Raw genomic sequence first — 18,327 nt, 5'->3', positions numbered from 1 at the left:
CGCGGGATGGAGCAGCCCGGTAGCTCGTCAGGCTCATAACCTGAAGGTCGTAGGTTCAAATCCTACTCCCGCAACCAGTTTTACCGAACTCGGATCGACATCACCCAGCCCTCCAGGCTGGGCCTGCGCGATCATCGCGCGCAGCGCCCCCCCTCAACCTCCAGCGTGATCCCTTTTGTCCGCGCGTCGTGATGCACCACAACGCGGTCAATCAGGCTGCGCAGCAGGTCCAGTGCCGGGACGCGGCTCGCATACTCGCGACCGGCCTCGATGGTCTGGGCATGGATGTAGTGCCGGTCCGCGGTTTGGAAGCCGCTGTGACCAAGGACTGGGCGGATCAGGCTCGCAGCCTCCGGCGAGATGCGGGCCAGAGAGGTGGCCGCCGCGTCTCTGAAGAAGTGCGGCGGGACCCAGATCCCGGTCAGCCGCTTCGTCTGCTTTGAGATGGTTGGTCTGAAGGCGCCGATCTTGAGGGCGCTTCCCTTGCGCCCCAGCCAGAGGCTTGGGTCATCGCCCGAACCCCGTGCCGCGAGAAACGGGCGGGCATCATCAAGGTAGTCGCGCAGGGCCGGCGCGACCTGCTGCGGGACCTCTGCTTCCCACGGGATGTGTGTCTTGCTGAGCTCGGGTGAGATCGCGATGAAGATGCGGTCGTCATCGACGACGACCGACGTACCGAGGGTCAGCCCCGCCAGCGCGCGGACACGCATCGGCATCATGGAGAGCAGGGCGATCATGGCCCCGTCCCGCAGAGATGTGGCTCGGAAGACGCCGCTCCCGCCGCGAGCCTGGGCCTCCTCGACAAGCTGCAGGCCGGTATCGAGCAGCAGCTGCGAGCTCAGGATCCTGCCGATCTTGCGCGCTTGTGTCCCGCGTCCGGCAAGGGATTTGAGCCGGGCACGTAGCGCGTGCTCCGAGCGCCAGTCGCGGGACGCGTCCCCGGCGGTGACGACGCGCAGGACGCCCGCGACCAAGATGAGGCGGGACATTGGAGCCAGCCGATCGAGCGTCGAGAGCCATTGCAGGAGCGCGGCCCGAGTGACCCGGTCGGCAGGCGCGATGTTGCGGGCCTGGGCCTCGCATTCAAGGTGCCATTGCAGCCATTGCCCGTAGCTTTGGGAAAGGCGTTTGCGAGAGGTCTCCCGCAGGTGGACAAGCGGTCCGCGATCGTCGATCGGGTTGCCCTCGGTGAAGAGGCCGCGCCACATCTCCTGATCCGCGGCAGGCCAGTCCTGGAGGGGCAGAATGGGGCTCATGCCTTGCCCTCGCGCAGAGCGCCGATCAGGTCGGAGAAGGCCCGCGTCCCGGACTTTACCTCCATCCCGGAGTACATGTTGATCGTGTGGCTGACGTCGGCGTGGCCCAGCAGACGGCGCGCGACCTCGTAGCCCCCCGGGTTGGCATCGAGCCAGTTCATCACTGCGAAATGCCGGAAAAGATGCGCGTTGATCTCAAGGCCCAACTCCCGGCGAACCAGTTTGGAAATCCGTGTTGCGAGGTCTGCCGAATTGACCGGCGCTTCACCGGAGCGCTTGGGGAACAGGTAGGGGGTTCCGGCAGGGCACATCCAGGGGACTCTGGAGGCGAGATGCTCAGCGATCAGACGCACGACATCCTCGGGCAGCTCGAACTCGATCGGACGGCTGGTCTTGGTGTCTTCCTCTTCCAGGACAAGGTAGACCCGACCATCGTCCGGCCGCACGCCACGATAGCGCACGCTGCAGCGATCCACGGCCAGGACCCTGCACGCCCGGCGCTGGCTCACCCCGTGCATGTGCCACCGCCTCCCGCTTCACACCGGGCGCTACCATTTTTTTGCGGCGACATCCTTAAGGATCGCGTTGTCGAGCATGGCTTCGGCGAGCAGCTTCTTCAGCTTGCCGTTCTCCTCTTCGAGCGCCTTCAACCGCCGCGCATCCGACACCTCGAGCCCGCCATAGCGCGCCTTCCATTTGTAGAACGTGGCGCTGCTGACCCCGTGCTTCCGGCACACGTCGGCCGTCGACATCCCGGCCTCCTGCTCCTTCAGCACTCCGATAATCTGCTCTTCGCTGAACCTTGATCGCTTCATTGTCCGTCTCCTCGTTGGAGCGGACTCTACCTCAAACTGGAGGAAGAAACGGGGCTCAGGTCACTGGTTTACCGAGACCCCGAACTAATCCATCAGATCGCTGCGGTTCACATGTCCCTCCCAGAACAGGCGGAACTCTATGAGCTCAAGGCGTTGCTCGACGCCCCAGCGAAGTTCCGACCTGTCGTTTTCCATTACAATCCCCGGCTCGGGCAGTGCGCACCCTAACTATGCGCACCCATTTTCTGGGCTTGAGCCGAGGCTGGCCGAGCCGGGGATGTGGCGCAATCGAAATGCGTCGCAAATCAGAGCTTTGGAGCGACGCCCGGGATCGGGAGGGTGAGGCCGACGCCAGTAGACCGGGACGTTCTGATCAGACGTGGTGTTCATTGCATCGCGTACGAAGGCCTCGATATCGGCGACACGGTAGACGACGCTCCCTCCAATCTTCATGTATGCGGGACCCTCACCGGCCCACCGCCACCGCTCCAAGGTGCGATGCGAAATGGTCCAGCGTTCCGCCAGTTCTTTCTGTTTCAAGCAGATTCGTTTCATCATCGTCTCCTTGCTCGCAACTCACAGCGGTTGCAGGAGGACGAAGGCGTGAAAGAAAAAGATAGGTAAGTCAGTGTCTTGAGGTGCCCTGCGCAAAGGTGCCGCGACCGCGGCAATCCGTCAAAGCGCCCGGCAAGGATGAGAGAACGCAATCGTATCGGACGCTATTCTCGCAGAAACGTGGCATGTGGCCCAGATTTGAACCTGCCCACTGAGCGGAGTTTTTGCGATCTCTTTCCCTCCGATTTCGCGGGATTACGATAGGATTCAAAGCAATAATCGATGGCTACGATTCTATTTAGAATCATGCGTTTGAAAGTCTCGGCCGGACACTTTGCTCCTGCTTTGTATTTGCTTCGATCGTGTTCTGTTCGTCGCAACCGAGTAGCAGCGAGAAGAAATGGCGGGTGGCCGTGCCGAAGTTGCCCGGCCTCCGGCACGCCCGGACGAAACGCAGCCACGAGCGCGGCTGCGCGTCCGGCGAAAACTCAAGCCAGCCTGGTGGGCCCCGAGCGGGTTCGCCGCCATCCCCACCGCCGCGCTCGATCCGGCCCACAGTCAGGCGTCTCCCGCGGTCCCCGCGCTTATCAGGTCCGGGTCCCCATCAAGTCTGCCGCGCCGGCTATTCCACCTCGGCCGGTACAACCGACACCAACTCGGCAATGGTCTGAAACTCGGACAGGAATTCAGGGCGCGTCTGCATCAGATACCGCACCACGCGCGCGTTCCCGAGGAGCTTGCCGACGTAGCCACGGAGAACGGTCAGCTGGAGGTGGTCCTGGCCGTAGGTGTCCTGGATCTGTGTGATCCCTTCCTGAAGTCGGGCAAGCTCCTTTTCCATCCGAGCGACCGCCTGCGGTGTTACGCCGTTGATGCGTTTGGGCTTGTTCGCCTCAAGCAGCTGTGCCTGCGGTGTTCCGGCGAGGATCGCCGAGGTGTAGGCGACTGAGTAGTTGTTGGCGTTCACCATCAGCTCGGCGGCTTCGATCTGGCGCAAGGGGATCATCTTGCGCAGCGTGGTGAACACGGCCGCGGTGCAGGCCTTGTCCTTCAGGATCGCCACGGCTTCCGGGCAAATGCCGTCGAGCAGCTTGACCTTGCGCTGGATGCTGCGCGGGTTGAGGTCCAGCGCGGCCGCGATCTTTTCCTCGGAGACACCGCGCTCGATCGCTTTCAGGATCATCCGGTGCTCCTGAATGGGCGCGATGCGGCTGATGCGCTTGTTGTAGGTGAAGGCCTCGTCGTCGGTCGACACAAGGCATTCGACCTGTTCCTGACCCAGATCCTTCAGGACTTCGATCCGGACATGTCCGTCGAGCAGCAGCCAGCTGCCGCTGGCATCCCCGTTTCGCGCGACCACCGGCGGCTCGACCAAACCGATCTCGCGGATCGACGCTGTGATCTGGGTGTACTTCCGGCTGGACTGGATGGACTTGCTCAGCACCCTGACCGGCAGGATGTCCGCGACCGGGATCGTGACGCAATCGTTCTCGAAGCCGAGCTGAACCTTCTTGGTCATGGCGCTGTCCCCTCGGCGAGGGATTCCTGAAGGTAGCTGGGCATGGTCTCCAGGCCTTCCGCACGCAGCAGTGTCACGAAATGATCGTCCTCGAGGAGGGTTCGGAATGCCTGGCAGATGAACAGGAGCCGCCCCTGCGTCAGTTCCGCTTTCTTGATCAGAAGCTTCTGGCGGTCCGCTTCCTTCTGGTAAGCGCGCACCAACGCATCGCTCGTCAGCGGTCGCCGGTTTCGGCTGTCGCGCCCGTACGCTTTCGGGTGCATCTTTTTCCCGCGTGCCTCACGCTGTTCAATCAAGCGCCGGGCCGCCGCGAGTTTCTTCCCTCGCAACTTCTTCTGCGTGTAGGCGTCCATCAGCGCACGCTGCGCGCCCTCGGCATCGGTTTTCGATATGTCGATAGCTAGGTTGAGGGGTAGCAGACCGGTCTCGACAGCCGTCACCAGCCGCTCTTCGCCGCGCTCCAAGAGGCCAGCGATCATGCCGACATAGTCCGGCGAGACGCCGATCTTGTCGCCGATCTGTCGTTCAGAGTAGCCACGTTCGCGGAGCGTGCCGATTTCGCGCATCAGATCGATCGGGCGATGCTGACGGCGAGCGCAGTTCTCGACGAGGCTCATTACAAGGCAGTCGGACTCATCCGCGTCGATGACAATGGCCGGGATGGCTTTCTGCTTCAGCTGAATGAAGGCCTCGAGCCGCCCCTGGCCGCAGACGAGATCATACTCCTGCGGGTCGGTGTCGGTGCGGCGGGTGACGGTGATCGGGCGCTTCAAGCCGATCTTGGCGATGTTCTCCACCATGTCCGCAAACGTCCTGGGGTTTCGGACCCGCGGATTAAGAACGCGAATGCGGTCGGTCGGGACCAGGCTGACTTCCGTGGGGTGATGCTCTTCCGGGCTCTTTGCCATCATGCCGCCTCCGTCACCTTCGCCCGCCCGGCGAGGGCGTAGAAATCGTCAAGTGTTTCAGTCCGGTAGGCATCGAGCCACAGGCCGTTCTGCTCGGCCATCTTCAGCCGCGCGTCTGTCATGTCGATGCTGGGCAGCAGGTAGAGGTCGCGCGGCGCGTCGTTGGTCTCGTTCATCCGCACAGCAATGGTGATGTCCGGAACGAGGCCGGTGTCGAGCCGAATATGCCAGCGCAAGGAGCCCGCTGCCGTCGCCTGGCAGCGGGCCAGAACGACCGACACCGTGAACTCGTCATTCACCCGCAGCAGCTGCGTGTCGGCGGCCTGCACCACGTAACCACCTTGGGCGGTAACGCCCTCGATGATTTCCTCAACGACCTGGGGATGGGCCGCGCGCAGCGCCTTGTTGATCTCGATGTAGCGGTAGTCCCGCTCCGGCTCATAGCCGATGAGACGGTACGCGCGCAGCAGGCTGCCAAACCGGCTCCGGTAAGCGCTGGACGAGGGCAGATCGTTCTCCTCGTCGATGATCAGCCCGGACAGCTGGCCCTGTCGTTTCAGGATCGCCCGCAGGGCATCCAGCAACTCCTCGTCCGAGAAATGGCGGCTGCGCGCATCCACAATCTCCCGGGCGCGCAGGAACAGCGCCTTGCCGACGATGGCCTGATAGGCGCCCTCGGCGCGGATCCACATATCCCGCGGGTTCACGACACGGCGCTGCTTCAGCTTGAAAGGCACCTTGTTGAAAACGTTGTTCCCGATGTATTTTTCGTTGGTCAGCACCTGATGGACAGTCGCCCGGGTCCATGGCCGGTCGAGATCCGTGCGATGTCCTTCGGCGTTCAGGACCTCCGCGATCTCGCTCTCCGGGCGCCCTTCATTGACAAACATCTCGTACATGCGCCGGACAACCCGCTGTTCCTTTTCGGGACCGGGAACCAGGATCACGCGGTCGGTCTGCAGGCTCTTGTGCTCACCGCGCTTGAGTTCGGCCTTCACCTCGCCACGCTCGTTCAGCAGCGCTCTGCGCAACCCGAAACCGGCCGGGCCGCCTTGTCGGTAGCCGAGCTCGATCAGACGGCATTGCCCCGCAAAGACCTTGACCGAGAGCTCCCGACTGTACTCACCAGCCATGGCCCGCTTGACGCTTTTCACGATGGTGGAGGTGGGCGATCCGTCGTTCTCGAACTGTTCGGCGCAATAGTCGACCTGCATCCCGGCCTTGCGACAGCGATACTCGTAGTAGGCCGACTCGTCAGCGTCCTGAAATCGCCCCCAGCGGGTGACGTCGTAAACCAGGATCACGCGGTACTCGGCCGCGCCCGACTCGACGTCGGAGATCATCTGCTGCAATGCCCTTCGGCCACCGATGATCAGACCGCTTTTCGCATCGTCCGAGTAAGTCTTGATGATCTCGATGCCGGGCCGTTCGGCGTATTCGCCGATGGTCTTTGACTGGTTCTGTGTCGAGTACTGCTGATGCTCGGTGGACATCCTGACGTATTGCGCCGCCAGGATGCGCTCGGGCGCTTCGGTCGGCTCTCCGGATATCGGTGTTCTTGTCCGAGCCACGTCCGCCTCCCGAAAACTCCACGCGCGCTGCCCAAGGCGGATGGCTTCCTAACTCTCGCCCATGCCCAAGCTCCGACTGCCGCTTTTCATGTCTCCCCAGACATTTAGCGGAGAAACATATGAAGTTGCGGGTGAAGATGGGCACAGTTGTGCCGAAGATGGGCACATTTGTGCACCCAGAGGACGTTCCGGCCGATTACCGCGCCGCCGTGGCGATGGCATTGCATGCGGAGCTCGGATCGACCCACCGGGCGATCAAGTCCGCCATGAGGTGGACGGGGGCCAGCGAGCGGACCGTGAAATACTGGTTCGCGGGCGAGCGCGGGCCGAGAGGGGAGCACCTGGTGTCGCTCGCGCGACATTCGGATGCCGTGCTGGTCTTGCTGCTGACCATGGCGGATCGTCTGGTTCCGGAAGACGACGACGGATAGGCGGCGCAGCGAGCGGGCCCTTGTCTCGTGTTCGTTATTGGTTATCTTGAATACACACAATCTAGGGAGAGCGCCATGTCTCGGACCACCACCATGACCGTTCGCGTCAGCGGCGCGCTCAGCGAGTTCGTCGCGACCAATGTCGGCGAGGACGGCGCCTACGAGAACGTCAGCGAGTACATCCGAGATCTGATCCGTCGCGACAAGGAGCGCGTCGAGCGTGAGGCGTTCGATCGGCTGAAGGCTGAGCTTAACCGCGCCTTCGCCGCGCCAGAGGAGGGCTACAAGCCGCTGACCGCCGCCGAGGTGATCGCCCGGAACCGGACCTGATCGCATGGCGATCCGAGTCCAGGAAGCGGCGTCCGTGGGTCTAGACGAGATCTACCGATACACGCGCGACACCTGTGGCGAAGCGCAGGCCGAGACCTACATCACCGGTTTGTTTGCCGCGTTCGAGCAGATCGAAACGCGCGGTGTCCATTCGCGGGCTGTGCCGGCCGAATTCGGAGTGGAGGGGTATTTCTTCAGATACGAGCGACATTTCGTGTATTGGAGGCACCTATCGAACGGCGATATCGGTATTGTCACGATCCTCCACGAGCGGATGCATCAGATTGATCGTTTCAAGGAGGACTTCGTCGGATAAAGTTCGGCGGACAGTGTCGTGCAGACCATTCTCCAAGGCCTTGAGCCGGCAACGGCGGACAGAATGCTCTTGGTTTGTATCCGTTTTGATCATGCTTTGTTTTTCAAGCAGCGTAAGCAAAAGTCGGCACGGGTACTGAGCGGGTTTGGTGAATTCCTTTTATGATTCTGTTCTTGAAGAATAATCTGCCAAGAGCAACGTTGCTTTCGATGTCAGGCCCAACCGTCGAACGCCTCCCGCGTCATACCCCGACCGCCGCATTGCAGAAATTTTTGGAGGTGCCCTTTGGTTTGGGTCGGCCCGGATTGCCTCCGGGCCGTGGATGGCTTCAGAACACCTTCACAAGGCGCAGCTGGAAGAGGTTATCGTATTCAAAGCCGCCTTCGACGTTGATGTCCTTGGCGTACAGGCCCTGAATCTGGGTGGTCTGGTCGATCCAGTGGCTGCCATAAAGGCGCAGCTGATCGCGGTGGGTCTTGAGACCGGTTGCGACGCCGTTCACCTTCTGCTCGCCGCCGCGCTGGCCATTGTATCCAAACGTCAGCGAGGTGGGGCCCCATTGCTTGCGCAGCATGGTCTGAAGCTGCCACGACGGGGCGCGTTCGTAGTCAACGCCGTCCTCGGTGTGGTCCATGCTGAATGCCACGTCGAGCGCGGCGTCCAGGTAAAACCCGTGGCCCAGCCCCTGGATCAGGCCGACCTGCGGCGTGATCGACCAAGTGCCTTCGCCGATGCCGATAGTGCCCGGATCGTAGTTTCCCGTGGGCGCGGTGGCAAACAGCGACAGGCCCAGCGTGGTGCCTGTCTCGGGGTTATCCGGTTGCACCGGCCAGAGCGTTAGCCCAACGGTGGTGTCGCCGATGCCGCTGGTGGTGTCCTGCGGCAGGGTGCCGATGTCGACGTCCCCGATGTTGGAGAACGGCATCACAAGGTGCCAGACCGCCGGAAGGCCGCCGTATTCGGTGTAATACAGCCCGCGCAGGATCGCGACATCGGCCTCGAATGTCGATCCGGGCACGTCGTCGCCATTGATATCGAGCCGGTCCGAGCTCAGATGCTGATAATAGATCATGCCCACGGCCGTGCCGCTGGGTACGATGGTGTAATCCGCCGGTCCCACGTCGATGGCTTGCGCCGGCGCGGCGGCCACGGTCAGCGCGACCGCGGTTGCGCCAAGGGTGTAGGTCATCTTCATAGGGTCTCCTCCCTGAGTTTTCGAAGACGGTGAAAGCGGGGGCCTATTCGGCGGCCACCTGCGGGTGTGGCTGCGCCAGCGAGTATTGGCCCCGGTGGTAGAGCAGCGGCGCGCTGTTCGAAGTCTCGAACCCGGTGACACGCCCGATCAGGATCCAGTGGTCGCCGCCGTCGAGGATGTTCTCGCGGGCGCATTGGATCTTGGCGCAGGTCTCGGGCAGCAGCAGGCATCCGCCGTGTCCTTCGGTGACGGCGATCCCGGCGAACTTGTCGTCGCTGCGGCGGGCGAAATGGTTTGACAGCTCGATCTGGTCATGGGCGAGGATGTTCACCGCGAAATGGCTGGCGGCCTCGAAGACGGGGTAGCTCGACGAGGTCTTGTGCAGGCTCCACAGGATCAGTGGCGGCGTCAGTGACAGCGAGTTGAAACTGTTGGCCGTGACGCCGACGCGCTGGCCATCCGCCTGCGCGGTGATCACGGTGACACCGGTGGCAAAGCACCCGAGCGCTACGCGAAAGGCACGCGGATCGAACCCGCTCTCGGCGGGGAAGTTCATGCTGGCCATGGGGGACCTCCAGAGGGGATAGGAAAATCTGAAAGGGAGGACTGGCCCGCCCCGGTGGGCGAAGCGGGCCGTAGATGGATCAGAAGAGCGAGGGATCGGGCTCCAGACCCATCAGCGCGCGTCCGAGGATCTGTGCGCAGATGTCGTAGTCGGTATAGGCATGCGCCGCGGTCATGTGGCTGTTGCGGAACAGGCGCTGCGCCTCTGCATCGTCGAACCATGCCGACCCGCCAGAGGCTTCGAACAGCCGGTCCACCGCCGCGACGAACATCTTGACCGCATAGGCCTGGTTGGTCCGCCAGAAGGCCATCTGCGTCGGCGTCGGGTATTCGTGGCGTTCGGCATGGTCGCGCATCTCGGCCCAGGTCTTCTCAAGGAAGGCCCGGCCCGCGGCCACCTGGTGGGTGCTTTCGGCAAGGCGCATGCAGGCCGGGATCGACTGGCCGACCTTCGCACCGGTGTAGGCGCGCACGCGGCCTTGCGTGCGTTCGGTGTAAAGCTCGATCATGCGCTCCGCGATGCCGAGACTGACCGCCGAGAAGCAGCTGGCAAAGACGTAGATAAACGGCACGTGGTAGATCTGGCTGTCGGGATAGAGCGCGGCGCCCGCCGAGGTCAGCGTCATCAAGGCGGGTACGCTTTCGATGCGGTGCTCCGGCACGAATGCATCCTTGACCACCAGCGTCTTGGACCCGGTGCCGCGCATACCGGCGGTGAACCAGTTGTCCTTGATTTCATAATCGTCGCGCGGAACGATGGCAAAGCTGTAGACCTTGCCTGCCTCCGCATCGTCGCGCAGGAACCCGAGGATTGCCCAGGTCGCGTGATCGCAGCCCGAGGACCAGCCGAATTCACCGGAGAACCGCACGCCCCCCTCGACTTCGACCGCCTGTCCGTAGGGCGCGATGGAGGAGGAGGATAAAGTGTCCGGGTCATCGCCCCAGATTTCATCCTGCAACGTCTTGGAATAGAGAGCGATCTGGTGCGCGTGCTCCGCCAGCAGCGAAATCGCCCAAGCGGTCGACCCGCACGCAGTGGCGATCAGCGCGATGCAGTTCTCGAAGTCGGGCACCGGCATTTCCAGACCGCCGTAGGCCTTGGGCTGGAAGGCGCGGTGCAGGCCGGTACCTTTGAGCAGCTCGATGTTCTCCGCCGGGACCATGCGGTCCGTTTCGGCCTTTGCCGCGTTGGCCTTGATCTGCGGCAGGATCGCGCGAAGGCGGTCGATCATCGGTGTCGTGTCGTCGAACATGGGTGTTCTCCTCCCTATGTGGTTCAGTCAGTCAGGAATGCGATGGCCGCGTCACGAAAACCGGCGTCGGCGGTTAGGCCGACGTGGCCGGGGCCATCGATCAGCTGGTGCGTGGCGCCCGGCAGAGCCGAGACGAGCCGCGCGTCAGGCTGGGCCACGGCATCTGCGCGGCTGTTGAAGATCAGGATCGGCGCCGTTGCGGCGGCGAGCCGTGACTCGGTCAGGACCGGATTGCCGGGTCGTTCCAGCACGGCGGCCAGACAGGCCGGGTCCGATCCGCTTTTGGCCGCGTAGGCCAGCAGCGCAGCCACCTGCGGCGGCTGATCTCCGCCCGCGCCCCGCAGCGCGGCGACGATTGCGGGGCCGGCGACCTCTGGCGCAAAGAGGTTGTCGCCGATCCCGCCCAGCACCAGCCGCCCGTTGCCGCCGGGGGCGCGCGCCTCAAGCTCCAGCAGCAGCTTGGTGCCCAGCGAAAAGCCGATGGCCCCGTGCAGCCCCTGGGGCAGTTTTGCGGCCAGATCGCTGGCAAGGTCGGCGTAATCTGCGGGATTATGCGATCCGCCCGTTGGTCCGTGGCCCGCGATATCGACGCCGACCGGCTCGAATCCGGCGTCCCGCAGCGCAGCGTCCCAGCCGTCGGCCTGCCATGTGGCGGCGTAGGAGCCGCCCCAGCCGTGGACAAGTGCGACCCGCTTCATGCCGGGACCCCCTTGGCAGCCTGCGCGGCTTTCTTCAGGTCGGGCGTGTCGGCCCCGGCAAAAACCAGCGCCCCTCGCACTTCGCGAAACCGCCAGCCGCCCGGCGTCTTGACGCAATCGAAGGTGAAGTCCGCCAGCGAGGACGGCGCCTCCAAAGACAAGGGGCGCGCTCCCGTGCCGGAAAACACCGTGACCGTTGCCGCGAGCCGTATGCCCTCGGCGGGCAGTACCCGAAGGTTGGAGCAGAGGTGCCGGGTGCCGCGCTGCCGCTCGGTCGACAGGGCGCGACGGGCAGCGAAGTAGCGGGACAGCTCTGCCGTTCCCTCGGCGCGAAAGCTCTCGATTACCAGCGCGCCTTCGGGGGTGAACAGTTCCGCGCCGGACATGTCGTCCGCCTCGTCCACCACCGCCCAGAAGCGCAGGACAAGATCCTGCGCCGCCAGGAAGGTTTCAGCCGACAGGCTCACGATCCCACCGTCATGAAGGTCTCGGCCATCTCGTTTCCCCAGCCGTTCATGACGTCCGTCATCTGCTCCGGTGCGATGTCCACGTCGAGCGGCGGCGTGTTATCGGCGAATTGCTCCATGCCCGACGAGAACTCGTTGCGGTTGCCGAAGGGATCGAAGACGTAGGCGTAGTTGTTGGTGCCAAAGCCGGTGGATTTGCCCAGACCCGCATTGTGCCGCCCCGGCCCGAATTCCCAGCGATGACCGGTGTCCATCAGCCGGTCCGACAGGCGGAAGTAGTGGTTGCCGTCCTCCACCGCAAAAGCCACGTGATGAAGCCGGTCCGAGGGCCGCACTGCGCGCATGTAGGCGATGTCATGGTCGTAGGCCGAGCCGCGCAGCCAGATGCCGGCCAGTTTCCCGCCGACGGAAATGTTCAGAGACGACTTGAAGCCGATCATCATCAGGAAGTCGCGCATCACCGTCGGATCGACTTCGCCCAGCAGGTTGATGTGGTCCATGTCGGTCGGGACATGCGAGCCCTTGGAGTCGAAGTCCGAGATGCCTGCGCGGCGCTCGGCCCCGCCAGTGCAGAGCCGCAGCTCGTGGCCCGAGGGGAGGTGGAACTTCAGCGTCGCGCCCTCGCCCGGCCGGCTGTCGCCGTTCAGACGCTCGGCGGCCACGCCTTCCTTCTTCAGAATGCTCTCGACCCGGTCGAGATCCTCCTGGTCGTCGACGCCAAAGGTAAAGTTCTCCAGCGATTGCGTGCCCTTGACCAGCGTGATGTCGGCGGCCTTGCCACGGCAGGCAAGGTGGACGGTGTCGGCGTCGCGCGACAGCACGGTCAGGCCCAGCACGTCCTCGTACCAGGCAAGCGCCTTTCCGAGGTCGCCGACCCTGACGGCGGCGTGGTCGATACGGTTGATCCCCATGATGTGATCCTTCTCTCAGTCAAAAAGTGTTCGGGACGGCCGCCGTTTCGGGGCCGCATGACGGCAGGCGCAGAGCGCGTGCCGGAGACCATGCAGACAGGAGCGACCGTGCCCGGATGGACCCGTCTCGCGCGCTGTGGTGTTGGTCATGGAAATGTCGGGTGATGGCGCGTCATCGCGCCTCCGGATGGCTTCAGCCCGGTCGTTGTCGTCTGAACATATCGTCGTCCTCCCTGCGGGCTCTCCCGGGCCCTCGTATCCCGCAGCCCTCCAGCTGCGATGTCCAAAGCCTACGACAGATCGTAATTTGAACAAATAGTCATTTTACAAATTCCGCAGAGTGGAATTGGTGCGAAGGTGCGGCTTCGGGGTGGCCCCGGCGCTGTGGCTGCGGCATACCTCGGACGTTGCCAGTCGCAGTTCATTGTCAGAGGCACTGTTTCGCTCATGTCAAACAACACCGAGAACGCCGACGAAGCCATTGTCCGCATGGGCTACCGCACCGCGCGGAACGGTCGCCGTGCAGAGATCGGTGCCGCGCGTCGGGCCAAGTCGCGCAACACGATCCTCACTGCAGCCTTCGACTGCTATGGGCGCGCGGACGGCCGAATTGTTCGTATCGAAGATATCTGCAAGGCGGCAGGTGTGGCGCGGGGCACTTTCTACAACCACTTCGACGATCTCGAAGCGCTCCGCTATCAGCTGCTTGAAGAAATGACCGGGGAGTTCGACCGCGCCGTGCATCACATGTTCGGCGCACTGGAGAATGCCGCCGAACAGTGCGCCGTCGCCATCCGCTACTATCTGCACGCGGCGGAAAAGAACCCCGCCTGGGGCTGGGCGATGATCCACTCCAGCGCGCCGGGGCACACCTTCGGCGAGATGGTCTGGCACAATTCTCTGGTCACGATCCGTCGCGGTGTGGAGGAAGGACTGTTCCACATTGCCACGGCAGAAATCGGGCGTGACATCCTCATGGGATCGGTCGCGGCGGCCATGGTGTCGATCACCAGCGGCACGACCCCCGGTGACTACCCCGAGCAGATTTCCGAACACGTTCTGATGGCCTTCGGCATGCCCAGGGCCGCGGCGCGCGAGCTGTCACGCCGCCCCCTGCCCACCCTGCCGCCGATCGCGCATGACACCATCGTCATCGCTTCGATGCCCGCGCTGGGGGACATCGCGGATTAGGGTCACTCGAGCTCGGTCTGAGCCAACGGGTAATCGGCGGCGTTCAGCACCCATCCGTCCGTTGTCGAGAAATCCATGCGCGGCGGCGAGAAGATGTCGCCGGGTGGGACGACGAACAGGTGATTGCCCGGATGGTCGGTGACCTCGCCCTCTGCTGTCTCGATGTCGAAACGGACATCGGCGTCGGTCGAGAACGCCATGTACTCGTCCATCTGCCCTCTGCGGGCAAAGGTGGCGGTGCCCTCCAGGCGGACGAGCCGCGCCACGAGATTGGTGCAGCGCATCATCCACGCCTGCCAGCCGTCCCCCGTCTGCTGCGGCGGCTCCTGGCTGAAGTTGCCCACCTCCGGGCCGCAGCACGGACCGGAAAAGCGGGGCTCCTTCGACATGGAGGTCAGTGCCTTGCGCGGATCGCTGTCATCGAACATGGGGGCCCTGCCCGCCGCTGCTGTCGGTCTGGCAGACCGAGATCATGAAGCGCGGCTGGGCCTACGGTCCCGGCGGGCGGGCGCTGCGGCTCAAAACGTTGGGAATCGCGTTCTCCACAGGATCAAACGGCGGCGACTACCAGCCAGACGGCCGATATGGGCGGACGCTCGACGAGGTCACCGTGCCTTTCGAACCGATGGCAGTCCACACCGGCATGCACTATCTGCCGCCCTTCACCCTGACCGGCGCGCGCGAATGCGATGACGCGGCGATTGCGGTCTCCGGGCAGGCTTATCTCCACCATCTCCACCATCTCCGCCACGTCGAGCCGCGCCTCATCGCGTCTGGCAAGGATGACGACCGCGCACGCACCGTCTACCCCGAGGACGAGGCCGTTCACACGTAGGGCTCGCCCTTATCGCAAGCCTCCGCGGCAGCGCGCAGTTCGGTCTTCAGCGCAGCCACGTCGACATTGGCATGCGCGAAATAGGTGATCCCCAGCGTGCCGACCAGCTTGGCCCCCAGCCGAAGCGGTACGGCGATGGAATGTGTCTCGGGCTGAATGTTGCCCGTGCGCTCGCCAAAGCCGCTGGCCCGGGTGAGCGCCACGACCGCCTCCGCGCGCTGCGCGATGGCCTCCGCCTCCGCCGGGCTTGCCGCCGATTGCTGGAGCAGCGCCACGAGATGCGTCCGTTCCTCCGGTGGGCAGAACCCCAGATAGGCGCGTCCATGGGCATAATCCAGCAACGTCATCCGGCGGTTGATCGTCGACTGGTAGTGCGACAGCGGGCTCATGGGGATGGTGCTGAAGCGGATCACCTGCGCATCCACGTCCAGCGTCGCCAGCGCCGCCGGCCAGAGCGTGCGGCGGGTCAGCGCTTCCGCCGCCTCACGCGCAACATCGAAGATCTGGGGCAATCCGTGATGCCCCGCCCCGAGCGCCGCGACCTTCTCGGTCACGCAATAGCCGGCCTGTCGCCCGATCTTGCGCACGTAGCCCGCGCTCATGAGCGTCTCCAACAGGCGTACGACCGTCGGCGCAGGCAGACCCGTCTCCTGCGCGAGGTGCTGCACGCGCACCACCGGGACACGGTTCATCAGTTCGAGTATCTGCAAGGTGCGCTCGACCGAGCGGACCGTCTTTTGCTGCGCAAAATCCATGACGGTAGCCGTACAGGAACGTCACCGGAGCAGGAAGCGTCTTGCCAAGACATAGACTGCGAAGCGCGACGGGGCCAGCAAATCAGGCGCATGGTCATGACGGTCGAATAAGGGGCAATGTCGCAGAAATCCTGTAAGGGATTAATCTTGTGAATTCAGCATGGTAGCAGGTCTGCATGAGCAGAGCCTCCGGGCTACAAGACCGGGAACTGGCCGGCCTGTAATGCAGCGCTGAAGCGCCGGGGCTCGCTGACGATCCGTTGCCCGACAGGGCATTCCAAAGGAATCTCCCGAGAGGTTGGTTCAACCCCGAGATGAGCTGGGATGCCGTGCCGACAGGCAGGCGTGGCCGTCAGCGGACCTACAGCAACTCCGCCAATCAGAATGCCTTTCAACGAAAGCGCTGTTCAGCATGGCGCTGCGTCAGACGACTGGCTTCGTCGAGAGCCTGTTGCGGCTGGTCGGCCTCGCCTGGGCGGTGCCCGTCTTCAGCACGCTGCGCCGACGCCAGAGGACGCTGGCAGTAAACATCCCGTATCGAGGGTCGAAAGGCCCGCTGGTCCGCACCGCCACGGGCGAGAGGTGATCGTGCACGCCGTCGGTCGAGAGCAGGAAGACGTCGCCCACGACCACCGGCAGGCGGCGGTAGTCGATCTCGACCGAGGCCCCGGTGCCGAGCGCGCGGGCGAGGTAGCTGCGGTCGCCGGGCAGGGTGACGCGGTGATCCTCGGTGAGGGGCTCGGGGCCGGCGGCGTTCAGGCGGCTGACGCGGCTGTCGCCCACGTGCAGCACATGCGCCTCGCCGCCCTTCAGGATCAGCGCCGAAGGGTGCAGACGTGGCCCGCGTCCATGTCCTCGAGCGCGCGGTTGCGCCCGTGGAGTCAGGCGTTGGTTGCGGCGATCACCCAGGTGGCGGCGGTGCGCACGGTCCAGCTGTCGGGGGGGGGGGCGTAGTCGTCGGTCAGAAGCGACTTCACCGCGAGCTCGGCGGCCTCGGCGCTCACCGGCGCCGACGAGATACCGTCGGCCACCGCCAGCGTGACTCCCTTGAGCGCCAGACCCTGGCCCCGGGGACCAGCGCGCCGTGGAAATCCTGGTTCTCCGGCTTGCGCCCGGCCAAGGAATGCTGGCCGATCGACATGCGCAGCGTGGCGGGGGCAGAGGTGTCCTTCGGCATGGCGCGGCTCCGGAAATGGCAAGGGCCCCGCTTCGGAAAGCGGGGCCGTGCGTATGTGGGGTTACTCGGCCGGGACGCCTGCGATGTCGTCGTTGCGGTTCGCGTTGCGCTTCGGGCTCTCACGGAAGTGCGTGGCGTAAATCATCGCGCCCACGAAGGTCAGGCCGCCGACGAGGTTGCCCAGAACGACCGGGATCTCGTTGTAGATGAAGTAGTCGGCCCAGGTGAACTGTCCGCCCAGCATGATGCCCGAGGGGAACAGGAACATGTTCACGATGGAGTGCTCGAAGCCGAGGTAGAAGAACACGAGGATCGGCATCCACATCGCCATGATCTTGCCGCTGGTCGAGGTCGACATCATCGCCGCGACGACACCGGTCGAAACCATCCAGTTGCAGAGGATCGCGCGGACGAAGACGGTCAGCAGGCCTGCGCCACCGGCGGTGGCATAGCCCAGCGTCCGGGCCTCGCCGATGTGGCCGATCTTCTCGCCCACGGCGTTCGGCTCGGTCGAGAAGCCGGTGGTGAAGACGACGGCCATCAGGACGGCGGTGGTCATGGCGCCGGCGAAGTTGCCGGTGAACACGAGGCCCCAGTTGCGGAGCACGCCGCCCCAGGTGCAGCCCGGGCGCTTGGCGATCACCGCCAGCGGCGCGAGGGTGAAGACGCCGGTCAGCAGGTCGAAGCCCATGAGGTAGAGCAGGCAGAAGCCGACCGGGAACAGCAGCGAGGCCACGAGGAAGTTGCCGGTGTTGACCGCGATGGTCACGGCAAAGGCCGCGGCAAGCGCAAGGATGGCGCCGGCCATGTAGGCGCGGATCAGGGTGTCTTTGGTGGACATGAAGATCTTGGATTCGCCGGCGTCAACCATCTTGACCGCGAATTCCTTGGGAGTGACATACGACATTCTCGTATCCTTCTCAGAGGTTTAAGGGCCTGGTGGTCAGGCGCCGGGGTGCAGTTGGAGATAGATGTCCCGACCGTCGAGACGGACGGGGAAAGCGGCAGTCCGGCCTTCGGCGGCACCTTGTGCAGTGCCGGTTTCCAGCGAGATCACCCAGTTGTGCCGGGGGCAGGTGACGCAGCCGCCGTGCACGATGCCTTGGCTCAGGGGCCCGTTCTTGTGCGGGCACTTGTCCTCGAGAGCGAAGATCCGGTCATCGGCGGTGCGGAAGACGGCGATCTTGGTCTCGTCGTTCTCGACGCAGCGGGCGGCTTGCCGAGGGATGTCGTCGATGGTGCCGATGAAGCGCCAGTCGAGCTCGGTCAGGGAAAGGGAGACGTTCACCCGCGGCTCGGCGTTGAAGATCGTGACGTCGAAGTCGCCCTGTGCCTCGAAGAGATGTTCGAGCATCCGGCCGGGAGCCATGCCGTTGCCGATGATGACGAGCTGTTGCCTGGACATGGTGTCCTCCGGTCGATCTGGCGGAACCGGATCTGTCCGGGCCGCGGCGGTTTCGGTCGGGGATCGCGGATGCCATCGGGCAGCCAGCGCTCCTTCGGTCTGAGTGATCAGAACGTCGAGCAGCGCCGTTGCTGCGGGGCCCGTTTGGGCCGATGTGACTGAAATCGCCGCGCCG

22 protein-coding genes, 1 tRNA gene and 3 pseudogenes are annotated in these 18,327 nt (G+C 64.1%); 8 read left to right on the top strand and 18 right to left on the bottom strand.

Annotated elements, in window-relative coordinates; all coding sequences use genetic code 11:
• Positions 1-77 (top strand) — tRNA-Met (locus HC022_RS02415).
• Between the two features lie 54 nt (positions 78-131).
• On the opposite strand, the gene HC022_RS02405 is transcribed toward HC022_RS02415, so the two are convergent.
• The 7 genes and pseudogenes from HC022_RS02405 to HC022_RS02375 all read right to left on the bottom strand — a co-directional run bounded on the left by HC022_RS02405 (position 132) and on the right by HC022_RS02375 (position 6,570).
• Positions 132-1,256 carry a tyrosine-type recombinase/integrase gene (locus tag HC022_RS02405; RefSeq protein ID WP_175583419.1) on the bottom strand — a complete coding sequence of 375 codons (1,125 nt, stop codon included), beginning with the start codon at positions 1,254-1,256 and terminating at the stop codon, positions 132-134.
• Positions 1,253-2,071 (bottom strand): annotated as a pseudogene (locus HC022_RS29600) (transposase). Before HC022_RS29600 ends, HC022_RS02405 begins: the two are co-directional and overlap by 4 nt.
• Positions 2,072-2,158: 87 nt before the next feature.
• A pseudogene (locus HC022_RS28930) lies at positions 2,159-2,266 on the bottom strand (WYL domain-containing protein); the annotation flags it as partial.
• Positions 2,267-2,299: 33 nt separating this feature from the next.
• The gene (locus HC022_RS02390) at positions 2,300-2,626 is read right to left on the bottom strand and encodes an AlpA family transcriptional regulator (RefSeq protein WP_254884873.1); all 327 of its coding nucleotides are present in this window, start codon (positions 2,624-2,626) and stop codon (positions 2,300-2,302) included.
• Positions 2,627-3,248: 622 nt separating this feature from the next.
• Positions 3,249-4,145 (bottom strand): plasmid partitioning protein RepB C-terminal domain-containing protein, encoded by an 897-nt coding sequence (locus HC022_RS02385; protein ID WP_167451183.1) that lies wholly within the window; start codon positions 4,143-4,145, stop codon positions 3,249-3,251.
• Positions 4,142-5,056: a plasmid partitioning protein RepB C-terminal domain-containing protein gene (locus tag HC022_RS02380; protein ID WP_175583418.1), complete on the bottom strand. Its 915-nt coding sequence runs from the start codon at positions 5,054-5,056 to the stop codon at positions 4,142-4,144. Before HC022_RS02380 ends, HC022_RS02385 begins: the two co-directional genes overlap by 4 nt.
• The gene (locus HC022_RS02375) at positions 5,053-6,570 is read right to left on the bottom strand and encodes a recombinase family protein (RefSeq protein WP_167451189.1); all 1,518 of its coding nucleotides are present in this window, start codon (positions 6,568-6,570) and stop codon (positions 5,053-5,055) included. The genes HC022_RS02380 and HC022_RS02375 overlap by 4 nt, the downstream gene beginning before the upstream one ends.
• A gap of 173 nt (positions 6,571-6,743) precedes the next feature.
• Between HC022_RS02375 and HC022_RS02370 the strand changes: the two genes are divergently transcribed.
• The 4 genes from HC022_RS02370 (at position 6,744) to HC022_RS02355 (ending at position 7,866) form a co-directional block, all read left to right on the top strand.
• Positions 6,744-7,055, top strand: coding sequence for an XRE family transcriptional regulator (locus tag HC022_RS02370; RefSeq protein ID WP_167451182.1), 312 nt, complete (start codon positions 6,744-6,746; stop codon positions 7,053-7,055).
• A 75-nt stretch (positions 7,056-7,130) separates the two neighbouring features.
• Complete coding sequence (locus HC022_RS02365; RefSeq protein WP_167451181.1) at positions 7,131-7,385, top strand: addiction module antitoxin; 255 nt, start codon at positions 7,131-7,133, stop codon at positions 7,383-7,385.
• Between the two features lie 4 nt (positions 7,386-7,389).
• Positions 7,390-7,701 (top strand): type II toxin-antitoxin system RelE/ParE family toxin, encoded by a 312-nt coding sequence (locus HC022_RS02360; protein ID WP_167451180.1) that lies wholly within the window; start codon positions 7,390-7,392, stop codon positions 7,699-7,701.
• A gap of 18 nt (positions 7,702-7,719) precedes the next feature.
• The gene (locus HC022_RS02355; RefSeq protein ID WP_167451179.1) at positions 7,720-7,866 is read left to right on the top strand and encodes a hypothetical protein; all 147 of its coding nucleotides are present in this window, start codon (positions 7,720-7,722) and stop codon (positions 7,864-7,866) included.
• Positions 7,867-8,029: 163 nt separating this feature from the next.
• On the opposite strand, the gene HC022_RS02350 is transcribed toward HC022_RS02355, so the two are convergent.
• The 6 genes from HC022_RS02350 to HC022_RS02325 all read right to left on the bottom strand — a co-directional run bounded on the left by HC022_RS02350 (position 8,030) and on the right by HC022_RS02325 (position 12,789).
• Positions 8,030-8,896 carry a transporter gene (locus HC022_RS02350; protein WP_167451178.1) on the bottom strand — a complete coding sequence of 289 codons (867 nt, stop codon included), beginning with the start codon at positions 8,894-8,896 and terminating at the stop codon, positions 8,030-8,032.
• Between the two features lie 43 nt (positions 8,897-8,939).
• Positions 8,940-9,461, bottom strand: coding sequence for a flavin reductase family protein (locus HC022_RS02345; protein ID WP_165617051.1), 522 nt, complete (start codon positions 9,459-9,461; stop codon positions 8,940-8,942).
• 79 nt (positions 9,462-9,540) lie between these two features.
• Positions 9,541-10,713, bottom strand: coding sequence for a p-hydroxyphenylacetate 3-hydroxylase oxygenase component (locus HC022_RS02340; RefSeq protein ID WP_008886789.1), 1,173 nt, complete (start codon positions 10,711-10,713; stop codon positions 9,541-9,543).
• 23 nt (positions 10,714-10,736) lie between these two features.
• Positions 10,737-11,411: an alpha/beta fold hydrolase gene (locus HC022_RS02335; RefSeq protein WP_167451177.1), complete on the bottom strand. Its 675-nt coding sequence runs from the start codon at positions 11,409-11,411 to the stop codon at positions 10,737-10,739.
• A complete protein-coding gene (locus HC022_RS02330) occupies positions 11,408-11,878 on the bottom strand; it encodes a nuclear transport factor 2 family protein (protein ID WP_167451176.1) in 471 nt (156 codons plus the stop codon). The genes HC022_RS02335 and HC022_RS02330 overlap by 4 nt, the downstream gene beginning before the upstream one ends.
• On the bottom strand, positions 11,875-12,789 hold the full coding sequence (locus tag HC022_RS02325; protein WP_167451175.1) for a VOC family protein: 915 nt from the start codon (positions 12,787-12,789) through the stop codon (positions 11,875-11,877). Before HC022_RS02325 ends, HC022_RS02330 begins: the two co-directional genes overlap by 4 nt.
• A gap of 447 nt (positions 12,790-13,236) precedes the next feature.
• Between HC022_RS02325 and HC022_RS02320 the strand changes: the two genes are divergently transcribed.
• Positions 13,237-13,980: a TetR/AcrR family transcriptional regulator gene (locus HC022_RS02320; protein WP_008887130.1), complete on the top strand. Its 744-nt coding sequence runs from the start codon at positions 13,237-13,239 to the stop codon at positions 13,978-13,980.
• A gap of 2 nt (positions 13,981-13,982) precedes the next feature.
• On the opposite strand, the gene HC022_RS02315 is transcribed toward HC022_RS02320, so the two are convergent.
• Entirely contained in the window at positions 13,983-14,408 is a 426-nt protein-coding gene (locus tag HC022_RS02315; RefSeq protein ID WP_167451174.1) for a hypothetical protein, read from the bottom strand.
• A gap of 44 nt (positions 14,409-14,452) precedes the next feature.
• Between HC022_RS02315 and HC022_RS02310 the strand changes: the two genes are divergently transcribed.
• Positions 14,453-14,815: an NAD(P)H-dependent oxidoreductase gene (locus tag HC022_RS02310; protein WP_254884872.1), complete on the top strand. Its 363-nt coding sequence runs from the start codon at positions 14,453-14,455 to the stop codon at positions 14,813-14,815.
• On the opposite strand, the gene HC022_RS02305 is transcribed toward HC022_RS02310, so the two are convergent.
• Positions 14,806-15,570, bottom strand: a complete 765-nt coding sequence (locus HC022_RS02305; protein WP_089957812.1) for a DNA-binding transcriptional regulator — start codon at positions 15,568-15,570, stop codon at positions 14,806-14,808. The two genes, HC022_RS02310 and HC022_RS02305, sit on opposite strands and share 10 nt — an antisense overlap.
• A gap of 231 nt (positions 15,571-15,801) precedes the next feature.
• Between HC022_RS02305 and HC022_RS02300 the strand changes: the two are divergent.
• Positions 15,802-16,147, top strand: a pseudogene (locus HC022_RS02300) (transposase); the annotation flags it as partial.
• A gap of 304 nt (positions 16,148-16,451) precedes the next feature.
• Here the strand turns inward: HC022_RS02300 and HC022_RS02295 are convergent.
• From HC022_RS02295 to nirD, 3 genes are all read right to left on the bottom strand, one after another.
• Positions 16,452-16,601: a hypothetical protein gene (locus tag HC022_RS02295; RefSeq protein WP_167451173.1), complete on the bottom strand. Its 150-nt coding sequence runs from the start codon at positions 16,599-16,601 to the stop codon at positions 16,452-16,454.
• A gap of 207 nt (positions 16,602-16,808) precedes the next feature.
• Positions 16,809-17,654: a formate/nitrite transporter family protein gene (locus tag HC022_RS02290; RefSeq protein WP_167451172.1), complete on the bottom strand. Its 846-nt coding sequence runs from the start codon at positions 17,652-17,654 to the stop codon at positions 16,809-16,811.
• A 36-nt stretch (positions 17,655-17,690) separates the two neighbouring features.
• Positions 17,691-18,152 carry a nitrite reductase small subunit NirD gene (nirD, locus tag HC022_RS02285; protein ID WP_368484598.1) on the bottom strand — a complete coding sequence of 154 codons (462 nt, stop codon included), beginning with the start codon at positions 18,150-18,152 and terminating at the stop codon, positions 17,691-17,693.
• Between the last annotated feature and the right edge of the window lie 175 nt (positions 18,153-18,327).

The sequence above is a fragment of the Salipiger sp. HF18 genome (assembly GCF_011806505.1).
GTDB lineage: Bacteria > Pseudomonadota > Alphaproteobacteria > Rhodobacterales > Rhodobacteraceae > Salipiger > Salipiger thiooxidans.
Note: the sequence above shows the minus strand (reverse complement) of the source record. Positions and strands in the feature narration are given on the sequence as shown.

Excerpts from the sequence above, each read along its gene's own strand:
- HC022_RS02390 (WP_254884873.1), bottom strand. The coding sequence starts at position 2,626 with ATGAAACGAATCTGCTTGAAACAGAAAGAACTGGCGGAACGCTGGACC.
- HC022_RS02320 (WP_008887130.1), top strand. The coding sequence starts at position 13,237 with ATGTCAAACAACACCGAGAACGCCGACGAAGCCATTGTCCGCATGGGC.
- HC022_RS02405 (WP_175583419.1), bottom strand. The coding sequence starts at position 1,256 with ATGAGCCCCATTCTGCCCCTCCAGGACTGGCCTGCCGCGGATCAGGAG.
- HC022_RS02340 (WP_008886789.1), bottom strand. The coding sequence starts at position 10,713 with ATGTTCGACGACACGACACCGATGATCGACCGCCTTCGCGCGATCCTG.
- HC022_RS02335 (WP_167451177.1), bottom strand. The coding sequence starts at position 11,411 with ATGAAGCGGGTCGCACTTGTCCACGGCTGGGGCGGCTCCTACGCCGCC.
- HC022_RS02350 (WP_167451178.1), bottom strand. The coding sequence starts at position 8,896 with ATGAAGATGACCTACACCCTTGGCGCAACCGCGGTCGCGCTGACCGTG.
- HC022_RS02370 (WP_167451182.1), top strand. The coding sequence starts at position 6,744 with ATGAAGTTGCGGGTGAAGATGGGCACAGTTGTGCCGAAGATGGGCACA.
- HC022_RS02385 (WP_167451183.1), bottom strand. The coding sequence starts at position 4,145 with ATGACCAAGAAGGTTCAGCTCGGCTTCGAGAACGATTGCGTCACGATC.
- HC022_RS02325 (WP_167451175.1), bottom strand. The coding sequence starts at position 12,789 with ATGGGGATCAACCGTATCGACCACGCCGCCGTCAGGGTCGGCGACCTC.
- HC022_RS02305 (WP_089957812.1), bottom strand. The coding sequence starts at position 15,570 with ATGGATTTTGCGCAGCAAAAGACGGTCCGCTCGGTCGAGCGCACCTTG.
- HC022_RS02360 (WP_167451180.1), top strand. The coding sequence starts at position 7,390 with ATGGCGATCCGAGTCCAGGAAGCGGCGTCCGTGGGTCTAGACGAGATC.
- HC022_RS02345 (WP_165617051.1), bottom strand. The coding sequence starts at position 9,461 with ATGGCCAGCATGAACTTCCCCGCCGAGAGCGGGTTCGATCCGCGTGCC.
- HC022_RS02310 (WP_254884872.1), top strand. The coding sequence starts at position 14,453 with ATGAAGCGCGGCTGGGCCTACGGTCCCGGCGGGCGGGCGCTGCGGCTC.
- nirD (WP_368484598.1), bottom strand. The coding sequence starts at position 18,152 with ATGTCCAGGCAACAGCTCGTCATCATCGGCAACGGCATGGCTCCCGGC.
- HC022_RS02315 (WP_167451174.1), bottom strand. The coding sequence starts at position 14,408 with ATGTTCGATGACAGCGATCCGCGCAAGGCACTGACCTCCATGTCGAAG.
- HC022_RS02290 (WP_167451172.1), bottom strand. The coding sequence starts at position 17,654 with ATGTCGTATGTCACTCCCAAGGAATTCGCGGTCAAGATGGTTGACGCC.
- HC022_RS02380 (WP_175583418.1), bottom strand. The coding sequence starts at position 5,056 with ATGATGGCAAAGAGCCCGGAAGAGCATCACCCCACGGAAGTCAGCCTG.
- HC022_RS02365 (WP_167451181.1), top strand. The coding sequence starts at position 7,131 with ATGTCTCGGACCACCACCATGACCGTTCGCGTCAGCGGCGCGCTCAGC.